This is a genomic window from Pantoea sp. AG702 (assembly GCF_003182295.1).
In the GTDB taxonomy this organism is placed as follows: domain Bacteria; phylum Pseudomonadota; class Gammaproteobacteria; order Enterobacterales; family Enterobacteriaceae; genus Pantoea; species Pantoea ananatis.
The window spans coordinates 78,023-102,886 of the sequence record NZ_QGTU01000001.1; the positions used below are offsets into that span (position 1 = coordinate 78,023).

Annotated in this window: 23 protein-coding genes and 7 tRNA genes; 2 read left to right on the forward strand and 28 right to left on the reverse strand. The window is 54.4% G+C overall.

The window, feature by feature from the left end:
- Positions 1-97: 97 nt before the first annotated feature.
- The 12 genes from lipB to leuS all read right to left on the reverse strand — a co-directional run bounded on the left by lipB (position 98) and on the right by leuS (position 12,601).
- Positions 98-751: a lipoyl(octanoyl) transferase LipB gene (gene lipB, locus DFO57_RS00355; protein ID WP_041930726.1), complete on the reverse strand. Its 654-nt coding sequence runs from the start codon at positions 749-751 to the stop codon at positions 98-100.
- 168 nt (positions 752-919) lie between these two features.
- On the reverse strand, positions 920-1,183 hold the full coding sequence (gene ybeD / locus DFO57_RS00360; protein WP_006118404.1) for a DUF493 family protein YbeD: 264 nt from the start codon (positions 1,181-1,183) through the stop codon (positions 920-922).
- 100 nt (positions 1,184-1,283) lie between these two features.
- Entirely contained in the window at positions 1,284-2,495 is a 1,212-nt protein-coding gene (gene dacA, locus DFO57_RS00365) for a D-alanyl-D-alanine carboxypeptidase DacA (protein WP_019106261.1), read from the reverse strand.
- A 132-nt stretch (positions 2,496-2,627) separates the two neighbouring features.
- The gene (rlpA, locus tag DFO57_RS00370) at positions 2,628-3,791 is read right to left on the reverse strand and encodes an endolytic peptidoglycan transglycosylase RlpA (RefSeq protein ID WP_029569790.1); all 1,164 of its coding nucleotides are present in this window, start codon (positions 3,789-3,791) and stop codon (positions 2,628-2,630) included.
- A 10-nt stretch (positions 3,792-3,801) separates the two neighbouring features.
- A complete protein-coding gene (gene mrdB, locus DFO57_RS00375; protein WP_024471157.1) occupies positions 3,802-4,914 on the reverse strand; it encodes a peptidoglycan glycosyltransferase MrdB in 1,113 nt (370 codons plus the stop codon).
- Positions 4,915-4,922: 8 nt separating this feature from the next.
- Positions 4,923-6,827, reverse strand: a complete 1,905-nt coding sequence (mrdA, locus tag DFO57_RS00380; protein ID WP_013025013.1) for a peptidoglycan DD-transpeptidase MrdA — start codon at positions 6,825-6,827, stop codon at positions 4,923-4,925.
- A gap of 34 nt (positions 6,828-6,861) precedes the next feature.
- The gene (gene rlmH / locus DFO57_RS00385) at positions 6,862-7,332 is read right to left on the reverse strand and encodes a 23S rRNA (pseudouridine(1915)-N(3))-methyltransferase RlmH (protein WP_013025014.1); all 471 of its coding nucleotides are present in this window, start codon (positions 7,330-7,332) and stop codon (positions 6,862-6,864) included.
- 3 nt (positions 7,333-7,335) lie between these two features.
- Positions 7,336-7,653 carry a ribosome silencing factor gene (rsfS, locus tag DFO57_RS00390; RefSeq protein ID WP_014606314.1) on the reverse strand — a complete coding sequence of 106 codons (318 nt, stop codon included), beginning with the start codon at positions 7,651-7,653 and terminating at the stop codon, positions 7,336-7,338.
- Between the two features lie 89 nt (positions 7,654-7,742).
- Positions 7,743-8,384 (reverse strand): nicotinate-nucleotide adenylyltransferase, encoded by a 642-nt coding sequence (gene nadD, locus DFO57_RS00395; protein WP_089517495.1) that lies wholly within the window; start codon positions 8,382-8,384, stop codon positions 7,743-7,745.
- Positions 8,377-9,408, reverse strand: a complete 1,032-nt coding sequence (gene holA, locus DFO57_RS00400; protein WP_014606313.1) for a DNA polymerase III subunit delta — start codon at positions 9,406-9,408, stop codon at positions 8,377-8,379. The genes nadD and holA overlap by 8 nt, the downstream gene beginning before the upstream one ends.
- Entirely contained in the window at positions 9,405-10,004 is a 600-nt protein-coding gene (gene lptE, locus DFO57_RS00405) for an LPS assembly lipoprotein LptE (RefSeq protein WP_014606312.1), read from the reverse strand. Before lptE ends, holA begins: the two co-directional genes overlap by 4 nt.
- Before the next feature lie 14 nt (positions 10,005-10,018).
- A complete protein-coding gene (gene leuS, locus DFO57_RS00410) occupies positions 10,019-12,601 on the reverse strand; it encodes a leucine--tRNA ligase (RefSeq protein ID WP_014593168.1) in 2,583 nt (860 codons plus the stop codon).
- Between the two features lie 222 nt (positions 12,602-12,823).
- Here leuS and DFO57_RS00415 point away from each other — a divergent pair, with 222 nt between their 5' ends.
- Entirely contained in the window at positions 12,824-13,306 is a 483-nt protein-coding gene (locus DFO57_RS00415; protein WP_014606311.1) for a zinc ribbon-containing protein, read from the forward strand.
- Between the two features lie 33 nt (positions 13,307-13,339).
- Here the strand turns inward: DFO57_RS00415 and DFO57_RS00420 are convergent, their stop codons facing one another.
- From DFO57_RS00420 to miaB, 9 genes are all read right to left on the reverse strand, one after another.
- Positions 13,340-14,065 (reverse strand): amino acid ABC transporter ATP-binding protein, encoded by a 726-nt coding sequence (locus DFO57_RS00420; RefSeq protein ID WP_013025021.1) that lies wholly within the window; start codon positions 14,063-14,065, stop codon positions 13,340-13,342.
- Positions 14,066-14,743 (reverse strand): glutamate/aspartate ABC transporter permease GltK, encoded by a 678-nt coding sequence (gene gltK / locus DFO57_RS00425; protein ID WP_013025022.1) that lies wholly within the window; start codon positions 14,741-14,743, stop codon positions 14,066-14,068.
- Positions 14,743-15,483 carry an amino acid ABC transporter permease gene (locus DFO57_RS00430; RefSeq protein ID WP_013025023.1) on the reverse strand — a complete coding sequence of 247 codons (741 nt, stop codon included), beginning with the start codon at positions 15,481-15,483 and terminating at the stop codon, positions 14,743-14,745. Before DFO57_RS00430 ends, gltK begins: the two co-directional genes overlap by 1 nt.
- A 153-nt stretch (positions 15,484-15,636) precedes the next feature.
- A complete protein-coding gene (locus DFO57_RS00435; RefSeq protein WP_013025024.1) occupies positions 15,637-16,533 on the reverse strand; it encodes an amino acid ABC transporter substrate-binding protein in 897 nt (298 codons plus the stop codon).
- A gap of 469 nt (positions 16,534-17,002) precedes the next feature.
- Entirely contained in the window at positions 17,003-18,526 is a 1,524-nt protein-coding gene (gene lnt, locus DFO57_RS00445; protein WP_026021048.1) for an apolipoprotein N-acyltransferase, read from the reverse strand.
- A 4-nt stretch (positions 18,527-18,530) separates the two neighbouring features.
- The gene (corC, locus tag DFO57_RS00450) at positions 18,531-19,412 is read right to left on the reverse strand and encodes a CNNM family magnesium/cobalt transport protein CorC (RefSeq protein ID WP_014593173.1); all 882 of its coding nucleotides are present in this window, start codon (positions 19,410-19,412) and stop codon (positions 18,531-18,533) included.
- Positions 19,413-19,493: 81 nt separating this feature from the next.
- Positions 19,494-19,967: an rRNA maturation RNase YbeY gene (gene ybeY, locus DFO57_RS00455; protein ID WP_013025028.1), complete on the reverse strand. Its 474-nt coding sequence runs from the start codon at positions 19,965-19,967 to the stop codon at positions 19,494-19,496.
- Positions 19,964-21,025: a PhoH family protein gene (locus DFO57_RS00460; RefSeq protein WP_014606308.1), complete on the reverse strand. Its 1,062-nt coding sequence runs from the start codon at positions 21,023-21,025 to the stop codon at positions 19,964-19,966. Before DFO57_RS00460 ends, ybeY begins: the two co-directional genes overlap by 4 nt.
- Positions 21,026-21,232: 207 nt before the next feature.
- Complete coding sequence (gene miaB, locus DFO57_RS00465) at positions 21,233-22,657, reverse strand: tRNA (N6-isopentenyl adenosine(37)-C2)-methylthiotransferase MiaB (protein WP_014606307.1); 1,425 nt, start codon at positions 22,655-22,657, stop codon at positions 21,233-21,235.
- Positions 22,658-22,825: 168 nt separating this feature from the next.
- On the opposite strand from miaB, the gene ubiF reads away from it, so the two are divergent.
- Complete coding sequence (ubiF, locus tag DFO57_RS00470; RefSeq protein ID WP_014593176.1) at positions 22,826-23,998, forward strand: 3-demethoxyubiquinol 3-hydroxylase; 1,173 nt, start codon at positions 22,826-22,828, stop codon at positions 23,996-23,998.
- Positions 23,999-24,093: 95 nt separating this feature from the next.
- Here ubiF and DFO57_RS00475 read toward each other — a convergent pair.
- From DFO57_RS00475 to DFO57_RS00505, 7 genes are all read right to left on the reverse strand, one after another.
- Positions 24,094-24,168 (reverse strand) — tRNA-Gln (locus DFO57_RS00475).
- Positions 24,169-24,195: 27 nt separating this feature from the next.
- Positions 24,196-24,270 (reverse strand) — tRNA-Gln (locus DFO57_RS00480).
- Between the two features lie 6 nt (positions 24,271-24,276).
- Positions 24,277-24,353, reverse strand: a tRNA-Met gene (locus DFO57_RS00485).
- A 22-nt stretch (positions 24,354-24,375) separates the two neighbouring features.
- Positions 24,376-24,450 (reverse strand) — tRNA-Gln (locus DFO57_RS00490).
- Between the two features lie 34 nt (positions 24,451-24,484).
- Positions 24,485-24,559, reverse strand: a tRNA-Gln gene (locus DFO57_RS00495).
- 22 nt (positions 24,560-24,581) lie between these two features.
- Positions 24,582-24,666 (reverse strand) — tRNA-Leu (locus DFO57_RS00500).
- A gap of 10 nt (positions 24,667-24,676) precedes the next feature.
- Positions 24,677-24,753, reverse strand: a tRNA-Met gene (locus tag DFO57_RS00505).
- Positions 24,754-24,864 lie beyond the last annotated feature (111 nt).

The window sequence follows — 24,864 nt, forward strand, 5'->3', positions numbered from 1 at the left end:
GAAAAAAGTGCAAAAATTATATCATCTCAACGGCCAGGAAGCAGCCAAAGACACCACCGATAAGTTACATATTTGTAAATACGCATTCACCGTTAACTCAGCGTGGGTTTTCATCCTGATGCCATTCAACCTGCTGATAACCCAGCTGGCGGGCAAAGGTTTCGGCCAGCAACGGCTGAACATCGCCTAACGTGACTTCAGGCCGGAAGTGTTGCAGCTGCGTCATGTGCATTCCGGCATAGCCGCACGGGTTAATCCGTAAAAATGGCGACAGGTCCATCGCCACATTTAATGCCAGCCCGTGAAACGAGCAGCCCTTACGAATGCGCAGCCCCAGCGAGCAAATTTTTTCATCCCCAACATAGACGCCTGGCGCATCGGGTCGGGCCCGCGCCGCCACGCCAAAGCGGTCCAGTACGGCAATGACCGTTTCTTCTAAGGCGGTCACCAGCTGACGCACGCCGGTTTTACGGCGTTTCACATCAATCAGAACATACATGATCTGTTGTCCTGGCCCGTGATAGGTCACCTGCCCCCCACGATCGCTTTGTACCACAGGAATATCGCCGGGCATCAGCAGGTGCTCGGCTTTTCCCGCCTGGCCCTGTGTAAAGACCGGATAATGTTCCACCAGCCAGACTTCATCCCGGCTTTCGCTATCGCGCTGATCGGTATAGTGGTGCATGGCGTCTGAGGTCGATTGCCAGTCACATAACCCAAACTGGCGAATAAGAAGCGTGTCTGCAGACAAAACGAGTATCCGTTAAAGAGGGGAGACGCTGAGTATAACGCTGGCGGCGATGAAGTTAAACGCCTTCGGGATGAGAGGATGAGTACAGAGCGGCTGGGTCGGTAAGGCAGAAAATACGGGTCAGCGCGTTATCTGCGCAGCCTGACCCGCTGACCGGTGTTGACAGCGTTACAGCACCATCCGCACGATTTCAATTTTGCCCAGCTCTTCGTACAGGGTTTCGACCTGCTCAATGTGGGTGGCATTGATCGTGACGTTTACCGAGTGATAGTTACCTTTGCTGCTGGGTTTCACTTCTGGGCTGTAATCGCCGGGTGCATGGCGTTGCACGACCTCAAGCACCAAATCAACCAGCTCCGGCTGTGCCAGCCCCATTACTTTATAGGTAAATGGGGTAGGGAATTCGAGCAGTTCATTCAGTTTGGTTTTCATAATCACTCCGGTACATAAAAAACAGGCTCCCGCCGAAGCGGGAGCATCATATTAACCTGTAATGGGGACAGAGTGGCGGTTTTTCAACCGCCATGCACCATTAACCGAACCAGTGGTGGAACATCAGTTTGATATAGTCAACGATACGACTGAAGAAGCCGCCTTCAGAGACTTCATTTAACACCACCAGAGGACGCTGATCGATAGTTTTGCCATCGAGCTGGAAATTGATACTGCCAACCACCTGGTTTTTCTTCAGTGGCGCATGCAGCTCGGTATTGGTGAGGACATAGCTGGCTTTTAGATCTTTCATCCGGCCGCGTGGAATGGTCAGATAAGCATCTTTTTCAACGCCCAGTTGGACGCGATCGCTGTTACCAAACCACACGGGCTCAGAGGCAAACTCTTTCCCGGCTTTCAGCGGTGCGACGGTTTCAAAGAAGCGGAAACCCCAGGTCAGCAGCTTTTTACTTTCCGTTTCGCGGCCTTTGAAGGTATGACCGCCCATCACGGCAGAGATCAAACGCATCTGTCCTTCTGTCGCAGAGGCCACCAGGTTATAACCTGCTGACGCAGTGTGACCGGTTTTGATGCCGTCAACGGTCAGGCTGGTATCCCATAACAGACCATTACGGTTCATCTGACGAATATTGTTAAAGGTGAACTCTTTCTCTTTATAAACCGCGTACTCTTCAGGAACATCACGGATCAGCGCCTGGCCAATCAGTGCCATGTCGCGTGCTGAGCTGTATTGACCCTCCGCATCCAGGCCATGAACGGTCTGGAAATGCGTGTTTTGCAGACCCAGCGCTTTCACGTAGTTGTTCATCAGGCCAACAAAGGCATCCTGACTCCCGGCGACATAATCGGCCATCGCCACACAGGCATCATTACCGGACTGCAGAACGATACCGCGCGTTAACTGGGAAACCGGAACGCGGTCGCCAGGCTTCAGGAACATTAAGGATGAACCTTTGAATACCGGATTACCGGTCGCCCACGCATCCTGCCCGACGGTAACGATATCGTCCTGGTGGATTTTTCCTGCTTTAACTGCCTGACCGATGACGTAGCTGGTCATCATCTTCGTCAGGCTCGCCGGGTCGCGGCGTGCGTCCGCGTTTTTCTCTGCCAGCACTTTGCCTGAATTGTAGTCGATGAGGACATAAGCTTCGGCATCAATGTCCGGTACGCCGGGAATCATGGTCTTGAGATTAACATCATCAGCGATGGCAGCATGGCTGAGGGAGAAGGCGATCAGTGATCCCACTGTCAGGCGTTTTAACAAACGAGAAGGTTTCAGCGTGTTCATGTGTGGGACGACAACATCCATGGGTTTAAGGTTTAAAAAAGTCACTCATCATAACAAATGCCTGATTTTCAGACATCCGGCTTAGTGAATGAGTTGTTAGCAGAGGTTACCTGTCACGGTAACCTCTGTCGATTAACGACCTGCGGTGGTAACGAAGGCCGCACTCTGGCCTTCGCTGCTCAGCCGTTGCTGTAAGGCCACGGCTTCTGCACGGGTTTTATAACCACCAAGCTGCACGCGGTACACATTGCCTGCGTTTTCCACAGCGCCAGGAACGCCAAAGCGCTGGCGTAAACTGTTAACTAACTGCCGGGCACGTGCTGCATCATTAATGGCACTCACCTGAACGACATAGCCTGAAAGGGATGAGGCACTCTGACTGGCGGCGGGCTGGCGGGGTGATGCGGCGGCACTGGCCGCAACCGGCGCAGCGGCAACAGGCGCGGCTGCGACAGGGGGGCTGGCAGCGGGCTCACTGCTTTCCAGCACGCCGCTGGGTAACGGCTGCGGCGCGCCCAGGAAGCCGCTACTTTGCACCGGCGCGCCCATAGCATTATTGCTTTGCAGCGTCGCATTGCTGACGGGTGAAATATCCTGAGCCTCGGGTTCAGCCGCCGGGGCGGTCTGCGGCTGGCTGCTACCGTTCATGATGGGTTGACTGCCACCGCTCATGCCTTGTGGGCTGCTCATGACCGGACCGTTCAGGTCCGGACGCGCAGGCAGGGCATAGCTCTGTTTCGCGACCACGGTGCCGATGGTGCCGGGCCCGGAAAGCGTGCCATCCGGTGCGACACTGATGTAATCAACCCGCACGCGGGAATTGTTGGAGATATTCAGGCGGTCACCTGCCGCACGGGACAGATCGATAATGCGTCCCGGCGTATACGGGCCGCGATCGTTAACCCGCACCACAATCTGGCGGCCGTTTGCCAGGTTTGTCACGCGAACGTAGCTGGGCAGGGGCAGCGTTGGATGGGCAGCCGTCAGGGCATCGGGATCAAAGGTCTCGCCCGTCGCAGTACGATTACCCTGGGCTTCCTCACCGTACCAGGCGGCCAGCCCCACTTCACTGTAGTTGGCCGGATTTTTGATGATACGGTAGTTTTTACCGTTGACGCTGTAGTCCTGATTGGTCGACGGATTGACCGGCTCATAACGAGGCTCAACGCCAGGAATCTCTACCACCGGGCCGTTATAGGCAGGCTGGGGGGGCGCACTTTGTTGTTGCGGTTCCTGGGTAGAACATGCAGCTAAAACCATTGAAGCCAATACAACGCCAAGCCAGTCCTTACGCATCTGCGACCTCTTAAACACTTTTAGATAACATTTTTCGGTGTGTGTGGATCGACATTACGATGCCAAATCCCGCCATAAGCACAATAAGCGCCGAGCCGCCGTAGCTGACCAGCGGCAACGGAACGCCAACCACCGGTAAGATACCACTAACCATACCAATGTTAACGAAAACATAGACGAATAAAATCAACATTAACCCCCCGGCCATCACCCGGCCAAAGGTGGTTTGCGCACGGGCAGCCACGATGAGTCCACGCATAATCAACAGCAGGTACAGCACCAGCAGCAACAGCACGCCCACCAGTCCCAGCTCTTCTGCCAGCACGGCGAAAATGAAGTCGGTGTGACGCTCCGGTAAGAACTCCAGCTGTGATTGCGTCCCATGCAGCCAGCCTTTACCGCGCAGTCCGCCAGAGCCAATAGCGATTTTAGACTGAATAATGTGGTAACCCGCGCCAAGCGGATCGCTTTCGGGATCGAGCAGCATCATCACGCGGTCTCGCTGATAGTCATGCATCAGGAAGAACCACAATATGGGGATAAAGGCCGCAACTAACAGGACGGCGATACCAATCAGCTTCCAGCTCATGCCAGAGAGGAACAGCACAAATAATCCCGAGGCCGCGACCAGAATCGAGGTTCCGAGGTCAGGCTGCGCGGCCACTAACAGCGTAGGAAGGAAAATCAGCACCAGAGCGATGGCGGTGTTTTTCAGGGTCGGTGGGCACACGTCGCGGTTGATAAAGCGCGCGACCATTAAAGGAACGGCGATTTTAGCGATCTCAGAGGGCTGGAAGCGGATAAAACCCAGGTCCAGCCAACGCTGCGCCCCTTTACTGATTTGGCCAAAGGCATCCACGGCGACGAGCAGGATGACACTGACAATATACAGGTAAGGCGCCCAGCCTTCGTATACCCGGGGCGGGACCTGGGCCAGCACCAGCATAATGATCAGCCCCATGGCGATCTGGCCGAGCTTACGCTCCATCATGCCGGGATCCTGCCCGCTGGCGCTCCAGATAACAATGGCGCTAAAGGTCAGCAGCGCGAGGATAATCAGCATAAATAGCGGATCAATATGCATGCGCATCCATATTGACCGCTTCTGCGGGCTGTCATTCATCGACATGATTATTCACCTTCGTAGCCTGGCGGTGTGGGGGCCGCATCCGGCAGGACAGTATTATTGTCACCTAACATGATGTGATCCAGTATCTGACGCATTACCGTGCCTACGGCGGGTCCGGCTCCGCCGTTTTCCAGAATCATGGTCACGGCGACACGCGGTTTATCGTAGGGGGCAAACGCGGTCATCAGCTTGTGGTCACGCAGGCGTTCTGCGATTTTGTGTGCGTTATAGGTTTCGTTCTCTTTCAGACCGAAGACCTGAGCCGTACCCGATTTCGCGGCAATTTTGTATGGCGCATCGGCAAAGCTCTTGTGAGCCGTACCATTGGGGCGATTGGCCACGCCATACATCCCGTCTTTGGCAATTTCCCAGTAGCCCGAGTGGATATCGCCTATCGGCTGGGAAGGCGGTTGACGATAAGGCACCAGGGTGCGGCCTTCGCGCGTGGCGCGCAGCATATGCGGCACTTTGATAACCCCGTCGTTGATGAGGATCATCATCGCTTTGTTCATCTGCAATGGTGTTGCCGTCCAGTAGCCCTGACCGATACCAACAGGAATGGTGTCACCCTGATACCAGGGCTTTTTAAAGCGGCGCATTTTCCAGTCACGCGTCGGCATGTTACCCGCGCTCTCCTGGGGTAAATCAATGCCCGTACGTTCACCGTAGCCGAATTTGGTCATCCACTCCGACAGGCGATCGATGCCCATGTCATAGGCGACCTGATAAAAGAAGGTGTCCGCAGACTCTTCCAGCGATCTGGTGACGTTCAGACGACCGTGGCCCCACTTTTTCCAGTCGCGATAGCGTTTTTCAGAGCCGGGCAGTTGCCACCAGCCGGGATCGAACAGGCTGGTATTTCGGTTGATAACGCCTGCGCTGAGCGCGGAAACGGCGACATAGGGTTTGACCGTTGAGGCTGGCGGATAGGCGGCCTGAATAGCGCGGTTATACAGTGGACGGTTTTCATCGCTCAGTAATCCGCGATAGTCTTTGCTGGAAATTCCGTCAACAAACAGGTTCGGATCGTAACTGGGCGTGGACACCATGGCCAGAATTTCTCCGGTGCGGGGATCGCTGACCACCACTGCGGCACGACTGCCGGCTAACAGCGTTTCGATGTACTGCTGCAGTTTCAGATCAATGGTCAGATAGATATCGCGCCCGGCCTGCGGGGATTGCTCGTGCAACTGACGAATAACCCGGCCACGGTTGTTTACCTCAACCTCTTCATAACCGGTTTTACCGTGAAGCAGGTCTTCGTAATAGGCTTCGATACCGAGTTTACCGATATCGTGCGTAGCCGCATAGTTTGGCCATTTACCTTCTTTGTCCAGACGCGCCACATCCCGATCGTTGATTTTCGATACGTAGCCCACAACGTGGGTCAGGGTTTGCCCAAAGGGATAGTAGCGGCGCTGGTAGCCTTTGACTTCCACGCCGGGAAAGCGGTACTGGTTCACGGCAAAGCGTGCAACCTGCACCTCATTAAGGCCGGTTTTTACCGGGATAGAGGTAAAGCGACGTGAGCGCTTACGCTCTTTTTCAAACGCCTCAATATCGTCATCGGTGAGTTCGAGCACCGGGCGTAAGTTTTGCAGCGTTTGTTTTAAATCGTCGACCTTTTCCGGCACCAGTTCTGCCTGATAAATCGTACGGTTCAGGGCCAGCGGCGTGCCGGTACGGTCATAAATAATGCCGCGGCTGGGCGCGACCGGCACCAGCTTAATGCGGTTTTCATTTGACCGGGTACTGTAGTCGTCGAAACGTAAAATCTGCAGGTGATAGAGATTAACCACCAGCACGGAGGAGAGCAGTAAGATGCCGACAAAAGCGATAAAAGCCCTGCGGACAAAGACTTTTTGTTCGGCGCTGTAATCGCGAAAGGCGTTGCTTTGTAATTTCATCCGCTACTTGTAATGTCTGGAGTGAGCTTATCGGTTATTCACGATGATAAGGATGATTTGTCGTAATGCTCCATGCACGATAGAGGCTCTCTGCAACCAGCACGCGCACCAGCGGATGAGGCAACGTTAACGTTGAGAGAGACCAGCTTTGTTCCGCCGCCGCTTTACAGGCCGGCGCTAATCCTTCAGGTCCGCCAATCAACAGGCTGACGTCACGGCCATCCTGCTTCCAGCGTTCCAGCTGCTGCGCCAGCTGTGGGGTTTCCCAGGGTTGTCCGGGGATATCCAGCGTCACAATGCGGTTGCCTTTACCTGTCGCTGCCAGCATCGCTTCGCCTTCTTTTTCCAGAATGCGTTTGATGTCGGCATTTTTCCCCCGTTTCCCCGCAGGGACTTCCGTTAACTCAAACGGCATGTCTTTGGGAAACCGACGCAGGTATTCCATAAAACCGGTCTGAACCCAGTCAGGCATTTTGGTGCCGACGGCAACAAGCTGCAATTTCACCGCTTAACCCCAGAGCTTTTCCAGTTCATACAACTGACGGCTCTCTTCCTGCATGACGTGCACGATCACTTCGCCCAAATCCACAACGACCCAGTCAGCGGCGGCTTTACCTTCCACGCCCAGCGGCATCAGGCCAGCGGCACGGGATTCCTGCTCGACGTGTTCCGCGATAGAGGTCACGTGGCGCGTTGAGGTACCGGTACAAATGATCATGAAATCAGTGATGCTCGATTTGCCCTGAACGTCGAGAGTCACGATGTTCTGGCCTTTCAAATCATCAATCTTATCAACAACGAACTCTTGGAGTGCTTTACCTTGCAAAAGGTTCCCCTTCAAAACTGGTGATAGCGGGCTGGCTGAAACCCGGAAGACAGCCAAAAAATTTAGCGGCGCAGTATATCACGCCCATATCAGTCGCGATATAAGCCGGCGCGGTCGATGTAGGTTATCACAGAGGCGGGCAATAAATCGTCGCAGGCGAGGTGCTGATGGCGGCGCTGTCTGATCTCGGTGGCCGATATTGCATAAAGCGGGGTTTCCGCCAGCCAGATCGCCCCTGCAGGACGTTGGTGAAGCTGCTGGCTGTCTTGTGTTACATGGCTGTTCAGCCAGCGTTGCATTGCTGGAGACGCCATTTCCGTCGGATAGCCCGGTCGCTTGCAGACCAAAAGATGGCACAGGCTAAGCAGCTCCTGCCAGCGATGCCATTTTTCCAGCGACAGCAGAGAGTCCTGACCAATAATAAAACCCAGAGGTTGTTCACCCCGTTCGGCACGCAGCGCTTCTAAGGTATCGACCGTCCACGAGGGCGTATCACGTTGTAATTCCCGCGTGTCGATGTCAAAAAGCGGCAAATCGCGAATAGCGCACTCGAGCATTTCAACCCGCTGCTGCGGACTGGCCTCTGGTTGGGGCCGGTGCGGCGGCACATTATTGGGCAGCAGTGTGATCCTCGACAGGCCAATCTGCCCGGCCAGCGTTTCCACCGGGCGCAGATGACCAAAATGCACAGGATCGAAGGTACCGCCAAACAGCGCGTGTAAATCAGACATGGGCGAGGCTCGCAGGGAAAGCGCGATTGGCAATCAACATCGACAGCGTCTGCAACTGCGGCCAGACCGACTGACCATAATCCTGCTTTAGAGTAAGTTCGATTTGCATCAACAGATGAATGGCCTGCTGTAGCCTGGAGGCATCAAGGCGCTGAAGTGCTTCCGTAAACAGGTTGCGACGGTTTTGCCAGATACGCTGCTGATCCATTAGCGTACGCAGCGGCTGTTGCGACTGATGCCGTTGCAGATGCAGCAGGGTCATCAAATCGCGCTGCAGGGTGCGGAGCAATATCGCCACTTCGCTCTCTTCTCTTTCTAACTGCTGCAGGATGTGCAAGGCGCGGCGGCTTTTGCCGCCGAGTAGCGCATCCACCCAGTGGTAGGGCGTGAAGTGAGCGGCATCGCTGACGGCGGCTTCAACGCGCGGCAGGGTCAGTTTGCCATCGGGCCATTGCAGTGACAGCCGTTCAAGCGCCTGGGCCAGAGCCAGCAGATTACCTTCATAGCAGTAACACAACAGCTGGACGGCCGCATCATCGATATCGAGCTTGAGGGTTTTTGCTCGGCTGACAACCCAGCGGGGGAGCTGAGCCTGTTCGGGTGTCTGGCAGGGGACCAGCACGGCATGAGCGGAAAGCGCTTTAAACCAGGCACTGTTTTCCTGGGCTTTACTGAGCTTCGCCATTCGGCAAATCAGCAAAATATCGGCGTGAAGCAGCGGGGCCAGCTTGATCAACTGCTCGGCAATCGCCGCGTTAGGGCCATTTTCCGGGAACTGCAACGTTAACGTTTGACGCTGGGCAAACAGGCTCAGCGACTGGCAGCTCATAAACAGGCTGTCCCAGTCGGTCTGCGCATCCAGTGTAAAACTCAGATGTTCTTCAAAGCCCTGTGCCAGGGCACTGGCCCGAATCGCATCTGCACTTTCCTGCAACAGCAAGGGTTCATTACCGGTTAATAAATAACAGGCGCGCAGCCCCTCACGGAGCTGCGCGCTGAGTTGTTCCGGATAAATCCTGATCATTTCGACTTGGTTGCCGCAGAGGAAGAGACCCCGGCAGCAGGCTGAACCGCTTTTGAAACCGTCGATGTAGAGGGCATCTGCTGATTTTCCATCTGCGCGGCATGCACGGTAAGCAGCTTACGAACCAGCTGTTCGGCAGCGCGCTGACGCATCTCCTGCATAATCATGTCCTGCTCAGCATCTTTCGCCAGCGCCGCGTTCGGGTTATCAAAGAACGAGCGGTAGACGGTTGCGCTGATCGGATAGATCCCTTTATTGGGGATCAGCACCTGAGCAGAAACCGACATCGTCAGCTGATACTCCGCTGTGGTACCGCTGATAAATACGGATGCGGTACTGCGGCTTTGTGCTTCTCCACCAAGACGCATCGTCGGGACGGTCAGGCTGTTTTTCTGCGTCGCCTCAACAATATTGACGTTGTTAATCCGCAGCTGCTGGCGCACGGTACGCGTCAGCGGGCCATAAGGGTCACCACTGTCTAAAATCAGCGTTCTCAGTTCGGTTGGCACCTGAGTGGTGCCGCGCGGATGAAAACCACAGCCGGCGGTGATCACCACCGCCAGCATGACAAACAACCTGATAATCGGATGTCGCACAGTTCCTCCTGAACTTAACCTACAACCAGGTTAAGCAGTTTGCCCGGTACATAAATGACTTTACGAATGCTAACACCATCAAGGTATTTCGCCACTAATGGTTCCTCAGCCGCACGAGCCTGAACCTGTTCCTGGGTAGCATCGGCTGCCACGGTAATTTTACCACGGACTTTACCGTTAACCTGCACGACAACCAATAAGGCGTCCTCAACCATCGCGGCGTCATCGGCAACCGGCCATTCTGCATTGTCGATGGTGCCTTGGCCGCCCAGCGTTTGCCACAGTACGAAGCAGGCATGAGGCGTGAACGGATACAGTAAACGCGTCACGGCGAGTAACGCTTCCTGCATCAGTGCACGATCCTGTTCGCTGTCCTGTGGTGCACGCGTCAGCTTGTTCATCAGTTCCATCACGGCGGCAATCGCGGTGTTAAAGGTCTGACGGCGGCCGATATCGTCGGACACTTTGGCAATAGTTTTATGCAGATCGCGACGTAAGCCTTTCTGATCATCGTTCAGGCTGGCAACGTCCAGAGCGACAGTCGCGCCTTTCTGTGAATGGTCATAGGCCAGTTTCCAGACGCGCTTCAGGAAGCGGTTCGCGCCTTCAACACCGGATTCCTGCCACTCCAGCGTCATGTCGGCCGGTGAGGCAAACATCATAAACAGACGTACGGTATCGGCGCCGTAGCGCTCAACCATCAACTGTGGGTCAATGCCGTTGTTTTTCGACTTCGACATTTTGCTCATGCCTGCGTAGATCACCTCACGGCCCTGGGTGTCCACGGCTTTGGTAATGCGGCCTTTCTCATCACGCTCGACGGTGACATCCACCGGGGAAACCCAGTTACGTTCGCCGTTGACGCCCAGATAGTAGAATGCATCCGCCAATACCATGCCCTGACACAGCAGACGTTTGGCAGGCTCATTCGAGTTTACCAGGCCGGCATCGCGCAGCAGCTTATGGAAGAAACGGAAATACATCAGGTGCATGATGGCGTGTTCGATACCGCCCACATACTGATCCACTGGCAGCCAGTAGTTCGCTGCAGCCGGGTCCAGCATGCCATCTTTATAGTCCGCACAGGTGTAGCGCGCGTAATACCATGAAGACTCCATGAAGGTGTCAAAGGTATCGGTTTCGCGCAGGGCCGGCTGACCGTTCACGGTGGTCTTTGCCCACTCGGGATCGGCCTTAATCGGGCTGGTGATGCCGTCCATGACCACATCTTCAGGCAGGATAACCGGAAGCTGATCTTCTGGCGTGGGCATCACGGTGCCATCTTCCAGCGTCACCATTGGAATGGGCGCGCCCCAGTAGCGCTGACGGGAAACGCCCCAGTCGCGCAGGCGATAATTGACTTTACGTACGCCAACACCTTTCGCCGCCAGCGCATCCGCAATGGCGTTGAAACCGGCACTGTGATCCAGACCGCTGCACTCTGCGGAGTTAAACAGCGTGCCTTTATCGGTCATCGCGCCAGTGCTTACGTCCGGCTCGCTGCCGTCCAGGTTCAGGATCACCGGCTTGATCGGCAGATCGTATTTCGTGGCAAACTCCCAGTCACGCTGGTCATGTGCCGGAACCGCCATCACGGCACCCGTGCCGTACTCCATCAGCACAAAGTTCGCGACCCAGACAGGAACAGCCTCACCTGTTAACGGGTGCACCGCAGACAGGCCAGTGGCCATGCCTTTCTTTTCCATGGTGGCCATATCGGCTTCGGCCACTTTGGTATTGCGGCATTCGGCAATAAAGTCAGCGAGGGCAGGATTGCTGGCAGCCGCCTGCAGCGCCAGCGGATGACCGGCGGCCACGGCGACATAGGTCGCGCCGTAGAAGGTATCTGGACGCGTGGTATAAACCGTGACTTTCTCAAGGCTGTCCGCCACGTCAAAAGTGATTTCCACGCCTTCAGAGCGGCCGATCCAGTTACGCTGCATGGTTTTGACCTGCTCAGGCCACTCTTCCAGCGTATCCAGATCGTTTAACAGCTCTTCGGCGTAATCGGTGATTTTGATAAACCACTGTGGGATCTCTTTACGCTCAACTTTGGTGTCACAGCGCCAGCAGCAGCCGTCAATAACCTGCTCATTGGCCAGTACCGTCTGGTCGTTCGGGCACCAGTTCACCGCCGAGGTTTTTTTGTAAACCAGGCCTTTCTCATAGAGTTTGGTAAAGAACCACTGTTCCCAGCGGTAATACTCTGGCTGACAGGTCGCCAGTTCGCGGCTCCAGTCATAGCCAAAGCCCAGCAGTTTAAGCTGGTTTTTCATATACGCGATGTTGTCATAAGTCCAGGGGGCGGGCGCGGTGTTGTTTTTTACCGCCGCGCCTTCCGCAGGCAGACCGAACGCATCCCAACCGATAGGCTGCAGCACATTTTTGCCGAGCATGCGCTGATAACGCGCGATGACGTCGCCGATGGTGTAGTTACGAACGTGACCCATATGAAGGCGGCCAGAAGGATAGGGCAACATGGACAGGCAATAATATTTCTCTTTGCCTTCCTGCTCAGTCACTTTAAACGTTTCGTTTTCATCCCACTGCTGCTGAACGCGGGATTCAATCTCTTCCGGGCGGTATTGCTCTTGCATGGCTGACTGTGGTCCTTAATAAATGACACTTTGCTGACTCTACGATCCGCATAGCATACCCATAAGGCCGCGCATCAACAACACTTCCCACTTTTGCAGAGGCGATTTATCGTCAAAGCGTCAGTGCTTTCACTCTTTTACCATTCCTTACCCAGGGAACCGGGCAAATGTGACAAAGTAGCTAAACTTAGTACAGGTACCGAGCGCAAAAAGGAGAATAAAATGAATAAAGTGGCACAGGAGTATCATGAGTCGTTGGCGGTATTAACCGAACGTCTTCGCCACGGCGATCGCGATCTGGATACGCTGGTAGAAGATAGACGCAGTCATTTACGTGCGCACTCCGATCTGACACCGGACGAAATCGATCGGGCGCTGGCGTCGGTGCGCCGCGATTTGGCGGAGTTTGGTCGTAACTATGCCGAAGCAGAAGAACCGGTGGCGGACTCGGTCTTTATGCGCGTGATCCGGGAAAGTATCTGGAAAGAACTGGCGGACATCACCGATAAAAGTCAGCTGGAATGGCGGGAAGTCTTTCAGGATTTGCAACACCACGGCGTTTACCAAAGTGGTGAGGTGGTGGGCCTGGGCAACCTGGTCTGCGAAAAATGCCATTTTACCCGGGCGATTTATACGCCAGAAACCCTGTCGCGCTGCCCGGAATGTCACCACGATCAGTTTTATCGTCAGCCTTTTGAGCCGTAAAAGAAGCAGGCGGGCAGGGTGCCCGCCTGTTTTTTAGTGCAGAATTTTTGCCAGGAAATCCTTCGCCCGTTCTGACTGCGGATTATTAAAGAAGTCGTCTTTATTCGTGTCTTCGATAATTTTGCCTTCATCCATAAAGATGACCCGGTTGGCTACCTTACGGGCAAAGCCCATTTCGTGCGTAACAACCATCATGGTCATGCCTTCCTGCGCCAGTTCCACCATCACGTCCAGCACTTCGTTGATCATTTCAGGATCGAGCGCCGATGTGGGTTCATCGAACAACATGGCAATGGGATCCATGCACAGCGCACGCGCGATGGCGACACGCTGCTGCTGACCGCCAGAGAGCTGACCGGGAAACTTTTCCGCATGGGCAGACAGACCGACGCGAGTCAGAAGCTTGAGGCCTTTATCACGGGCGGCGGCTTTATCACGCTTCAGCACTTTGACCTGCGCCAGTACCAGATTGTCGATAATGCTCAGGTGAGGAAACAGTTCGAAATGCTGAAACACCATGCCGACTTTGCTGCGCAGCGTGGCCAGATTGGTTTTTTTATTGTTTACCTCTGTGCCGTTTACCGTAATGCTGCCCTGCTGGATCGGCTCCAGGCCATTGACGGTTTTAATCAGGGTTGATTTGCCGGAACCTGACGGTCCACATACCACCACCACTTCACCGGTCTGAACCTCCGTAGAGCAGTCGGTTAGCACCTGAAATTGACCATACCACTTGGAAACGTTTTTCAGGTTAATCATTTAAACCGTCCTTTTTCTTTTTAGATAGCTGACCAACAGCGACGCGCTCAGGCTGATCACAAAGTAGACCAGACCAGCAAACAAAATCATTTCTACCTGGGTACCGTCACGCTCGCCAATGGTGGAAGCGGTACGGAAGAAGTCAGCCAGACTCAATACATAAACCAGCGAGGTATCCTGAAACAGGACGATGCCCTGCGTCAGTAACAGCGGCACCATGGCGCGAAACGCCTGAGGAAGAATAACCAGCCTCATCGACTGCCACTGCGTCATTCCCAGCGCCAGCGCAGCGCTGGACTGCCCACGCGCGATACTGATAATCCCGGCACGAATGATTTCAGAATAGTAGGCGGCTTCAAACAGGGAAAAGGCCACCATTGCTGAGATCAGGCGGATGTCGGTCTTGGGCGAAATCCCCAGCACCTGCTGTAAAAAGCTGGGAACGACCAGATAAAACCACAGCAGCACCATCACCAGCGGCACTGAGCGGAACAGGTTGACATACAGTTTGGCAAACCAACTGACAGGTTTAAAAGTGGACAGGCGCATCACCGCCAGCAGGGTGCCCCACAGGATGCCAAACACAACGGCCGTCAGGGTGATCTTAAAGGTGATCATCAGGCCACTGAACAGATAAGGCAGGCTGGGAGGAATCGAACTCCAGTCAAATGCGTACATTATTTGCCTCCCACGTTGCCAGGCAGGCGCACTTTGCGTTCGACCAGGCCCATCAGTACCATAATCACCAGGTTAATTCCCACGTAAGCCAGGGTAATCGCCGTAAAGGATTCGTAAGCGTGCGAGGAATAGTCCAGCAGTTTGCCGGCCTGAGCCGCCATATCCACCAGGCCGATCGTCGAGGCAATAGCCGAGTTTTTCACCAGATTAAGCATTTCTGACGTCATTGGCGGCACGATTACCCGGTAAGCATTGGGCAACAGCACATAGCGATAGGTTTGGGGCAGCGTCAGCCCCATGGCCAGCCCGGCATTCTTTTGTCCACGCGGTAAAGACTGAATGGCTGCACGCACCTGCTCGCACACACGGGCAGCGGTGAACAGTCCCAGACAGACAACAGAGGAGATAAAGAATTGCAGATTGGGATCCAGCTCCGACTTAAACCACATCCCCAGATCCTGTCCTACCAACTCTGGCGCAACCAGATACCAGAAGAAGAACTGAACAATCAGGGGGATATTACGAAACAGTTCTACATAGCAGGTTCCTATCGTTGATAACAGACGATTAGGCACAGTACGCAGAATGCCGAAAAATGAACCCACACAGAAAGCAATAATCCAGGCACAACAGGAGACGGCAATCGTCACCTGAAAACCGGACCACAGCCAGCCGAGATAGGTGGTATTACCGAACGGGGCCTGTTCGAGAAATATGCCCCAGTTCCAATCGATACCCATAACGAGCTCCGGTAAAAAAGGGTAGCAGAGCTACCCTGAAGATTGATGAGCGGCTAATTTCGCCTGATTCGGGGGAACGACCCGTTCAGGCTGTCTGTCCACGCCGCGGTTTCAGCAATCGAGAGGGCGACGAGGCCGCCCTTGTTATCGTTGTTAATTCAGTGCCTTGTCATTCGGCGTTTTGAACAGCGTTTTCATGTCGTCAGACAGTTCAAAGTTCATGTTCAGGTTTTTTGGCGGAATAGGCTGTTTAAACCAGGTGTCGAACCATTTCTCTGCCTGACCGGAGGTCTGGGCTTTGGCAATGGTGTCATCGACCAGGGCTTTGAACTGCGGATCGTCTTTACGCAGCATACAGCCATAGGCTTCTTTAGACTGTGGCGTACCGATGATAACCCAATCATCCGGCTTTTTCGCTTTGGCGCGTTCGCCTGCCAGCAGGGCATCATCCATCATAAAGGCCACGGCGCGACCGGTTTCCAGCGTGCGGAATGAATCACCATGGTCTTTGGCGCTGATGATGCGCATATCCATCTTTTTCTCGTCGTTCAGTTTGTGCAGCAGCACTTCTGACGTGGTACCCGAGGTCACTACGACGGTTTTGCCTTTCAAATCGTCAAAATCTTTGATCGGGCTGCCTTTCTTAACCAGCAAACGGGTGCCGATAACAAAAATGGTATCGGAGAACGCCGCCTGTTTCTGGCGCTCAAGGTTGTTAGTGGTAGAGCCACATTCGTAATCGTATGTGCCGTTTTGCAGCAGGGGAATACGGTTTTGTGAGGTGATCGGGATCATTTTGATTTGCAGATCGGGCTTATTTAACTTGGCTTTAATGGCTTCTGCGATAGCGTTTGAATACGCCTGAGAATAGCCAACGACTTTTTGCTGGTTGTCGTAATATGAAAAGGGAACTGATGATTCACGATGCCCGATGACAATGACGCCATTGTCATTGATTTTCTTCAGGGTACCGCTCAGATCTTCCGCCTGGGCCGCTCCCGCCGCTGCGCTTAACAGCAGAAGAGATAATGCCACTTTGCGTAATTGCATGTTCCAACTCCTTCATGTGGAAAGTGCACAGGATCTACCCTGTACTGATTGTGTGATGTTGTGTGTATTTTGCGCTGCTTTTTTTGTTATCCCTTCGCGCGACTGCGCTAAGAATATTCACTAACATAGCGGATTGTTAACTCAATGAAACAAAAAAGTTTCTTTTTTGCGATGTCATTCGCACCAAAAAAAGGCAAATAATCGCCATTGCACGTAAAAGGTGCGCATCTGGACTCTTTTTAGTGCGTCTCGTCCGTTAACTGGCCCGAATGTCGATGAATACAGAAACATTTTGCAATCATCGTGCCAAAACATAATGACAATTGGGTGAAATGGCCGTTTTACTGCAGAGGCAGAGGCAGAGGCAGAGGCAGAGGCAGAGGCAGAGGCAGAGGCAGAGGCAGAGGCAGAGGCAGAGGCAGAGGCAGACAGATGAAGAGGCGGCGAAACAGCGCTTCGCCGCAGAGGATTAGCGGTTACGCCTGATAAAGGCAATAACGCCGCTCAGCAGCGCGGCCAACCACACCGGCCAGATGCCGGCTTTAGAATAGGGCGTTTCACCGCGGGTGGGCGTCACGTTATCCACTAAAACATCCCGGGTGAACTGGGGCAGCACTTTCTCCACATCGCCATCGGCATTCACCACGGCCGTTACGCCGTTGTTAGTGCCGCGCAGAAGTGGCCTGCCCAGCTCCAGCGCTCGCATACGCGCCATCTGGAAATGCTGCCAGGGGCCAATCGAGTGACCAAACCAGGCATCGTTAGAAACGGTTAACAGGAAATTGGTATCCGGACGGAAGTTGGCGCGCACCTGTTCACCCAACACGATCTCATAGCAAATGGCCGTGGTCAGATGATAATTCGCCACATTAAGCTGAGGTTGCAGATAAGCGCCGCGGCTAAAGGCGGACATCGGCAAATCAAAGAAAGGGGCCAGCGGACGCAGCAGATCGGCCATGGGCACGAATTCCCCAAACGGTACCAGGTGGTTTTTTTGGTAGCGGTTAGTGCTGTAGTAGTTATAGGGTTTCGGGCCGCCCAGCACGATGACCGTGTTGTAGTCGTGGTAACGATTCTGTTCCAGCCGTGAATCGACGATGCCGGTTACCAGCGAGCTGCCGCGCGCGCGCAGTTCATTATCCAGCGAACGCAGGAAAGGCTGCTGGTTGCTTTCCAGATCGGTAATGGCCGACTCAGGCCAGATAATAATGGGGGCTTTGCCCATCAGCGGCTGACTCAAATCGCTGTAGATGCGCAGGGTATTTAGCAGCTGCTGCGGATCCCACTTCATTGACTGGGGAATATCACCCTGTACCAGCGCCACGTTTACCGCCTGCTTCGGCAGCGCCTGATACCAATGCAGATAGCGTAACGGCCAGCATACCGCCAGTAATGCCAACGCGCCCAGCAGGCTTTTAAGATGGCGTTGCTGCAGAGCATAAACCAGTAAGCCCGCAACGATCATCAGCAGGAAGGTGATGGTTTCCACACCGGCCAGGGGCGCAATCCCTTTTAACGGGCCGTTAATCTGGCTATAGCCGAACTGCAGCCACGGAAAGCCGGTTAATATCCAGCCGCGTAAAAATTCGGTGATCTGCCACAGCGCCGGCGCGGCCAGGGCCAGTCGCCACAGGGTAGTTCGCGGCCAAATGCGGTTGAGCAGTCCGGCAAACAGCGCCGGATAAACGGCCAGATAAGCCGCGAGCAAAACCACCAGGAATACGTTAACCGGGCCTGGCATTCCGCCAAAGGTAGCGATACTGACATAGACCCAGTTAATCCCGCTGCCAAAAAGGCCAAACCCCCAGATGAAACCTATGGCGCTGGCCTGCGGGCTGGTGCGGTTTAACGTAAGGATTTGCAACCCACACAGCGAGACGAGGGCGGCAGGCCAAAAATCATAGGGGGAAAACGCCAGCGTGCCGCAGGCACCGCTGAGTAAAGCCAGCAGCAGACGGACCCGCTGCTGCTGGTAAAGTGAGGCTAATGCCATAAATTTATTCGTCATCCAGTTGAGGTTGCGCCGAATTTTCCGGAATTTTTACGTGAACCTGGATGATACGACGGCTGTCAGCCATGGCAACTTTGAACTGGTAACCATCGATGTCGATGCTTTCGCCGCGCGCCGGCAGGTGACCAAAGCCCTGCATCACCAGTCCACCGATGGTATCCACTTCATCGTCGCTGAACTGGGTGCCAAATACCTCGTTGAAATCTTCAATCGGGGTAAGTGCCCGAACGGTATAAGTCTGACGGTTGAGCTGGCGGATATCACGATCTTCTTCATCGTCATATTCGTCTTCGATTTCGCCCACGATCAGTTCCAGAATATCTTCAATCGTGACCAGCCCGGACACACCACCAAACTCATCGATCACAATCGCCATATGATAGCGCTGGGAGCGAAACTCTTTCAGCATGCGGTCAACGCGCTTGCTCTCAGGGACCACGACCGCCGGACGCAGGACTTTTTCCACGCTGAAAGGCTCAGATTCGCTGCTCATAAACGGCAGCAGATCTTTCGCCATCAGGATCCCTTCAACGTGGTCTTTGTCTTCGCTGATGACCGGAAAGCGGGAGTGCGCGGAATCGATAATCACGCTGAGGCACTCTTCCAGGTTCTGATTACGTTTCAGCGTAATCATCTGGGAGCGGGGGATCATGATGTCACGCACGCGCTGTTCTGCAATATCCAGCACGCCCTCGAGCATGTCCCGGGTATCCTGATCAATCAGATCTTTTTGATTGGAGTCACGGATCAGGCCCAGTAGCTCGTCACGGTTTTTAGGTTCACCGTGGAACAGTTGGTTGATGAGAAGGGAAAAAAATCCCTTTTTACTACTGGGTGCATCGCTGTTTTGAGAATGGTCGTCGCTCATGGCGGTTTTTAAAGGTCTCTCTGGTAAGGAAATTACGCTGCTGGCCTGTTCACCAGCAGCAGGGTGGCCTGAATCAGATACTCAGGTGTTTTCTTTCTCCGAAATGTACGGATCAGGATAACCAAGAGCAAGCATTATCTCTGTCTCAATACCTTCCATCTCTTCGGCTTCGCTGTCTTCAATGTGATCATAACCCAACAGATGCAGCGTGCCATGGATCACCATGTGCGCCCAGTGGGCTTCTGGGGTTTTTCCCTGCTCCTGCGCTTCCTGCTCAACGACCTGACGACAAATGATCAGATCGCCTAACAGCGGTAATTCAATGCCGGGCGGGGCTTCAAAGGGAAATGACAGCACATTGGTCGGTTTATCTTTGCCCCGATAGGTCAGATTAAGTTCATGACTTTCGGCTTCATCCACCAGACGAATGGTCACTTCACTTTCTGGCTGGAAGGGCGTTACCGCCGCTTCCAGCCAGCGTTGGAACTGGCTTTCAGTCGGTAAATTATCGGTCTGCTCGCAGGCCAGCTGCAGATCGAGGATCACGTCGCTCATGAATTCTCCTGGGCGCTGTGCTGGGCCGCAAGGGCATCACGTTTACGCTCTTCCGCTTGCTGATCGCGGCGTTTTTGATCGGCTTCTTCCCAGGCTTCATAAGCGGTCACAATGCGTGCCACTACGGGATGACGCACAACGTCTTCGCTGTGGAAGAAGTTGAAGCTGATCTCTTCCACTTCAGACAGCACCTCAATGGCATGACGTAAACCGGATTTCGTGTGGCGCGGCAGGTCAATCTGCGTCACGTCACCGGTGATGACCGCTTTAGAGTTAAAGCCAATACGGGTCAGAAACATCTTCATCTGCTCGATAGTGGTGTTCTGACTTTCATCAAGAATAATGAAGGCGTCATTGAGCGTACGGCCGCGCATGTAGGCCAGCGGGGCCACTTCAATGACGTTGCGCTCCATGAGTTTCTCGACCTTCTCGAATCCCAACATCTCAAACAGGGCGTCATAAAGAGGGCGCAGATACGGGTCCACTTTCTGACTCAGGTCGCCCGGCAGAAAGCCCAGTTTTTCCCCCGCTTCGACCGCGGGACGCGTCAGCAGGATACGTCGAATCTCCTGACGCTCAAGCGCATCGACCGCGGCGGCCACGGCCAGATAGGTTTTACCCGTACCGGCCGGACCCACGCCAAAGGTGATGTCATGGTCGAGAACATTTGCAATGTACTGTGCCTGATTCGGCGTACGTGGCTTAATGACGCCACGTTTGGTCTTAATGTTGACCGCCTTACCATAGTCCGGCACGCTTTCCGCCGTTTGTTCCAGCACCCGGCTCTCTTTAATCGCCAGGTGAATCTGTTCAGGCTCAATATCCGGGATCTCCCCGCGCACTGGCGCAGTATCGACATAGAGCGTTTTCAGGATATCAACCGCGGCATTCACACACAGCACCCGACCAACCAGTTTAAACTGGTTGTCACGGCGATTAATCTCAATGCCGAGACGACGTTCCAGCTGTTTCACATTATCGTCGAACGGACCACACAGGCTCATCAGACGGCGGTTATCAGCCGGTTCAAGGGCGATTTCACGGGTTTCAATATTCAAACGAATCCTTTGGGTCACTCAGGGCCAGTTGAAAGGGTTTGCTGCTGCATCAAACGCGTTAAGCGGATGCATCGTAACGAAATTATTTATGCGGTAGCGCCGGGGCGCAAGCTTGTGAAGTGATATTTGGGCGGCACTGGCATAAACCAAGTGCAAAACAGCAGAATGTGCGGCGGCGAATGCTGGGCCGCCGCACAAAACGAAGCATCAGGGCTGGAATACGCCAACGCCGATGTCGTTTTCCTTGCGGGTACGGGCGATAACGGACGCCGGGCTTTCCGCCACACGCAGGCCCAGTTCCTCTTCTGTACGCACCAGCTTGCCGCGCAGTGAGTTGGTATAAACGTCCACGATTTCCACGTCGGCAAATTTACCAATCATCTCCACGGGCCCTTCAAAGTTGACCACACGGTTGTTTTCGGTGCGGCCAGTCAGCTCCATCACGTTTTTACGTGAGATGCCCTCGACCAGAATGCGCTGCACGCTGCCCATCATACGACGGCTGATGGCCATCGCCTGCTGATTGATACGTTCCTGCAGAATATAGAGACGCTGTTTCTTCTCGTCTTCGCTGACGTCGTCAGGCAGGTCTGCCGCCGGTGTACCGGGACGCGCGGAGTAGATAAAGCTGTAGCTCATATCAAAGTTGATATCGCCAATCAGCTTCATGGTCTGTTCAAAGTCCTGCTGGGTTTCCCCCGGGAAGCCAATGATAAAGTCAGAGCTGATTTCAATATCCGGACGCGCCGCCCGCAGTTTGCGAATGATGGCCTTGTATTCCAGCGCGGTATGCGCACGCTTCATCAGCGTCAGAATACGGTCGGCACCGCTCTGTACGGGCAGATGCAGGAAGCTCACCAACTCTGGCGTATCGCGATAGACCTCAATGATGTCATCAGTGAATTCAATCGGGTGGCTGGTGGTGAAACGAATGCGGTCAATGCCGTCGATGGCCGCCACCAGACGCAACAGCTCAGCAAAGGTGCAAACGTCACCATCGAAGGTCGCGCCGCGATAGGCGTTGACGTTCTGACCGAGCAGGTTGACCTCGCGAACCCCCTGTGCAGCCAGTTGGGCGATCTCCAGCAGAATATCATCTGAGGGACGGCTGACTTCTTCTCCGCGGGTATAAGGCACCACGCAGAACGTACAGTATTTGTTGCAGCCTTCCATGATGGAGACAAACGCGGTTGGCCCTTCGGCACGCGGTTCAGGCAGGCGGTCAAACTTTTCGATTTCCGGGAAGCTGATATCCACAACCGGACTTTTGCTGCCGCGCACGGTGTTGATCATTTCGGGCAGACGGTGCAGGGTTTGCGGACCAAAGACGATGTCCACGCACGGCGCACGCTGGCGAATATGATCGCCTTCCTGTGACGCAACGCAGCCGCCGACACCGATAATCAAATCCGGGTTGCGCTCTTTCAGTTTTTTCCAGCGCCCCAACTGGTGGAAGACCTTCTCCTGCGCTTTCTCGCGGATAGAGCAGGTGTTGAGCAGCAGAATATCCGCCTCTTCGGCTTCCTCTGTCAGGGTATAGCCGTGCGTGCTGTTCAGTAGGTCAGACATCTTAGATGAATCGTACTCATTCATCTGACATCCCCAGGTTTTGATATGCAGTTTTTTTGTCATCGAGCTAGCCATTAAATCAGTGCAGTGAAGTGCTGGGGGCGTATTGTAATGCTTTGCTGCGGATGTGACCAGCCTGAGGGCTTTTCTGATCGTGTCTGATTTTTCCGGTACACTTTGCCGTAAGACAACCGCGCTGACAAGTGACGGCAGATAAGAGGGAAAAAAGTTATGCAGGATAACCGGTTTGATGTGGTGATAGTGGGCGGTGGCATGGTCGGCGCCGCGCTGGCATGTGGTCTGACGCAGCACCAGTTTCGTGTGGCGGTTGTAGAGCGGGCAACGCCACCTCCTTTTGATCCACACAGCCTGCCCGATGTGCGTATTTCCGCGGTCGGATCCTCTTCCGTGGCACTCCTGAAACAGCTCAACGTCTGGCAACGTGTTGAGGCGATGCGCTGTGCGCCTTACCGCAAACTTGAAACCTGGGAGTGGCAAACGGCGCAGGTCAATTTCGACGCCGAATCGCTGGGGCTGCCTGAACTCGGTTACATGGTTGAAAATAATGTGTTGCAACGCGCCCTTTGGGAAGAGATGGAGCAGCGTGGCATCACCCTGCTGTGCCCGGCGACGATGGACGATCTCCAGCCCTGCAATGGCGGCTGGACGCTGTCATTGAGCAATGGGGCTGCGGTCAGCACGGCATTAGTCGTGGGGGCCGATGGTGCCAACTCGCAGGTGCGGCAAATGGCCGGTATCGGCATTCGTGGCTGGCGCTACGCGCAGTCCTGTCTGCTGGTCAGCGTCACCTGTGAACATCCCGCTGGCGATGCCACCTGGCAGCATTTTACGCCGCAGGGGCCACGTGCGTTTCTGCCGCTGTTTGGCAACCATGCTTCTCTGGTGTGGTACGACTCCGCTGCACGCATTCGTCAGCTACAGACTATGCCGATGGCGCAGCTGGAAAAAGAAATTGCCCGGCATTTCCCGGCACGGCTGGGACGCTTTCACGCCCATGCAGCCGGGGGCTTCCCGCTGGTGCGTCGTCACGCCTCGCGCTATGTTATGCCAGGGCTGGCGCTGGTGGGGGATGCCGCGCACACCATTAATCCTCTGGCGGGGCAGGGCGTCAATCTGGGCTATCGGGATATCGATGCATTAATGGACGTATTGATTGAGGCGCGCGATAAAGCAGAGGACTGGTCATCCGAACGCATACTGCTGCGTTATCAACGCCAGCGGCGCAACGATAACCTACTGATGCAGAGTGGCATGGACCTGTTCTATTTTACCTTCAGTAACCAGGTTGGGCCGCTAAAGCTGGTGCGCAATCTGGGGCTTATTGCCGCTGAGCATTCAGGCGTGCTGAAGCGTCAGGTTTTGCGATACGCACTGGGATTGTAAGCATCGGCTGCGCGTTGCCTTGAGGTGATGCGTGGCCTGTTTGACCGAAAGACAAAAACAACAAAGCCCGCAGAAGCGGGCTTTGTTGCTTAATTTGGCTGGGGTGCAGGGATTCGAACCCCGGAATGCTGGTATCAGAAACCAGTGCCTTACCGCTTGGCGACACCCCAATGGTGTCAAATCAAATTGTCTAAAAATGGCTGGGGTGCAGGGATTCGAACCCCGGAATGCTGGTATCAGAAACCAGTGCCTTACCGCTTGGCGACACCCCAAGAAAATGGTGGCTACGACGGGAATCGAACCTGTGACCCCAGCATTATGAGTGCTGTGCTCTAACCAGCTGAGCTACGTAGCCAAATTGTACTGCCTTTCGATGATGGCTGGGATACCTGGATTCGAACCAGGGAATGCCGGTATCAAAAACCGGTGCCTTACCGCTTGGCGATATCCCATTCGTCCACTCGCAGCCGCGAGATACATCGAAATTGGCTGGGGTACCTGGATTCGAACCAGGGAATGCCGGTATCAAAAACCGGTGCCTTACCGCTTGGCGATACCCCATCCATGCTGCCGAATCATGAAATGGTGCGGGAGGCGAGACTTGAACTCGCACACCTTGCGGCGCCAGAACCTAAATCTGGTGCGTCTACCAATTTCGCCACTCCCGCAGAAAAAAGATGGTGGCTACGACGGGAATCGAACCTGTGACCCCAGCATTATGAGTGCTGTGCTCTAACCAGCTGAGCTACGTAGCCATCTTTTTTTCGCGCAACCTTCATCGGCGTTGCGGGGCGCATTATGCGGAGTTGACTACACAGCGTCAACAAGTTTTTTGCCGTTTTTTGCCTTCAAACGCCTGTTTGTCT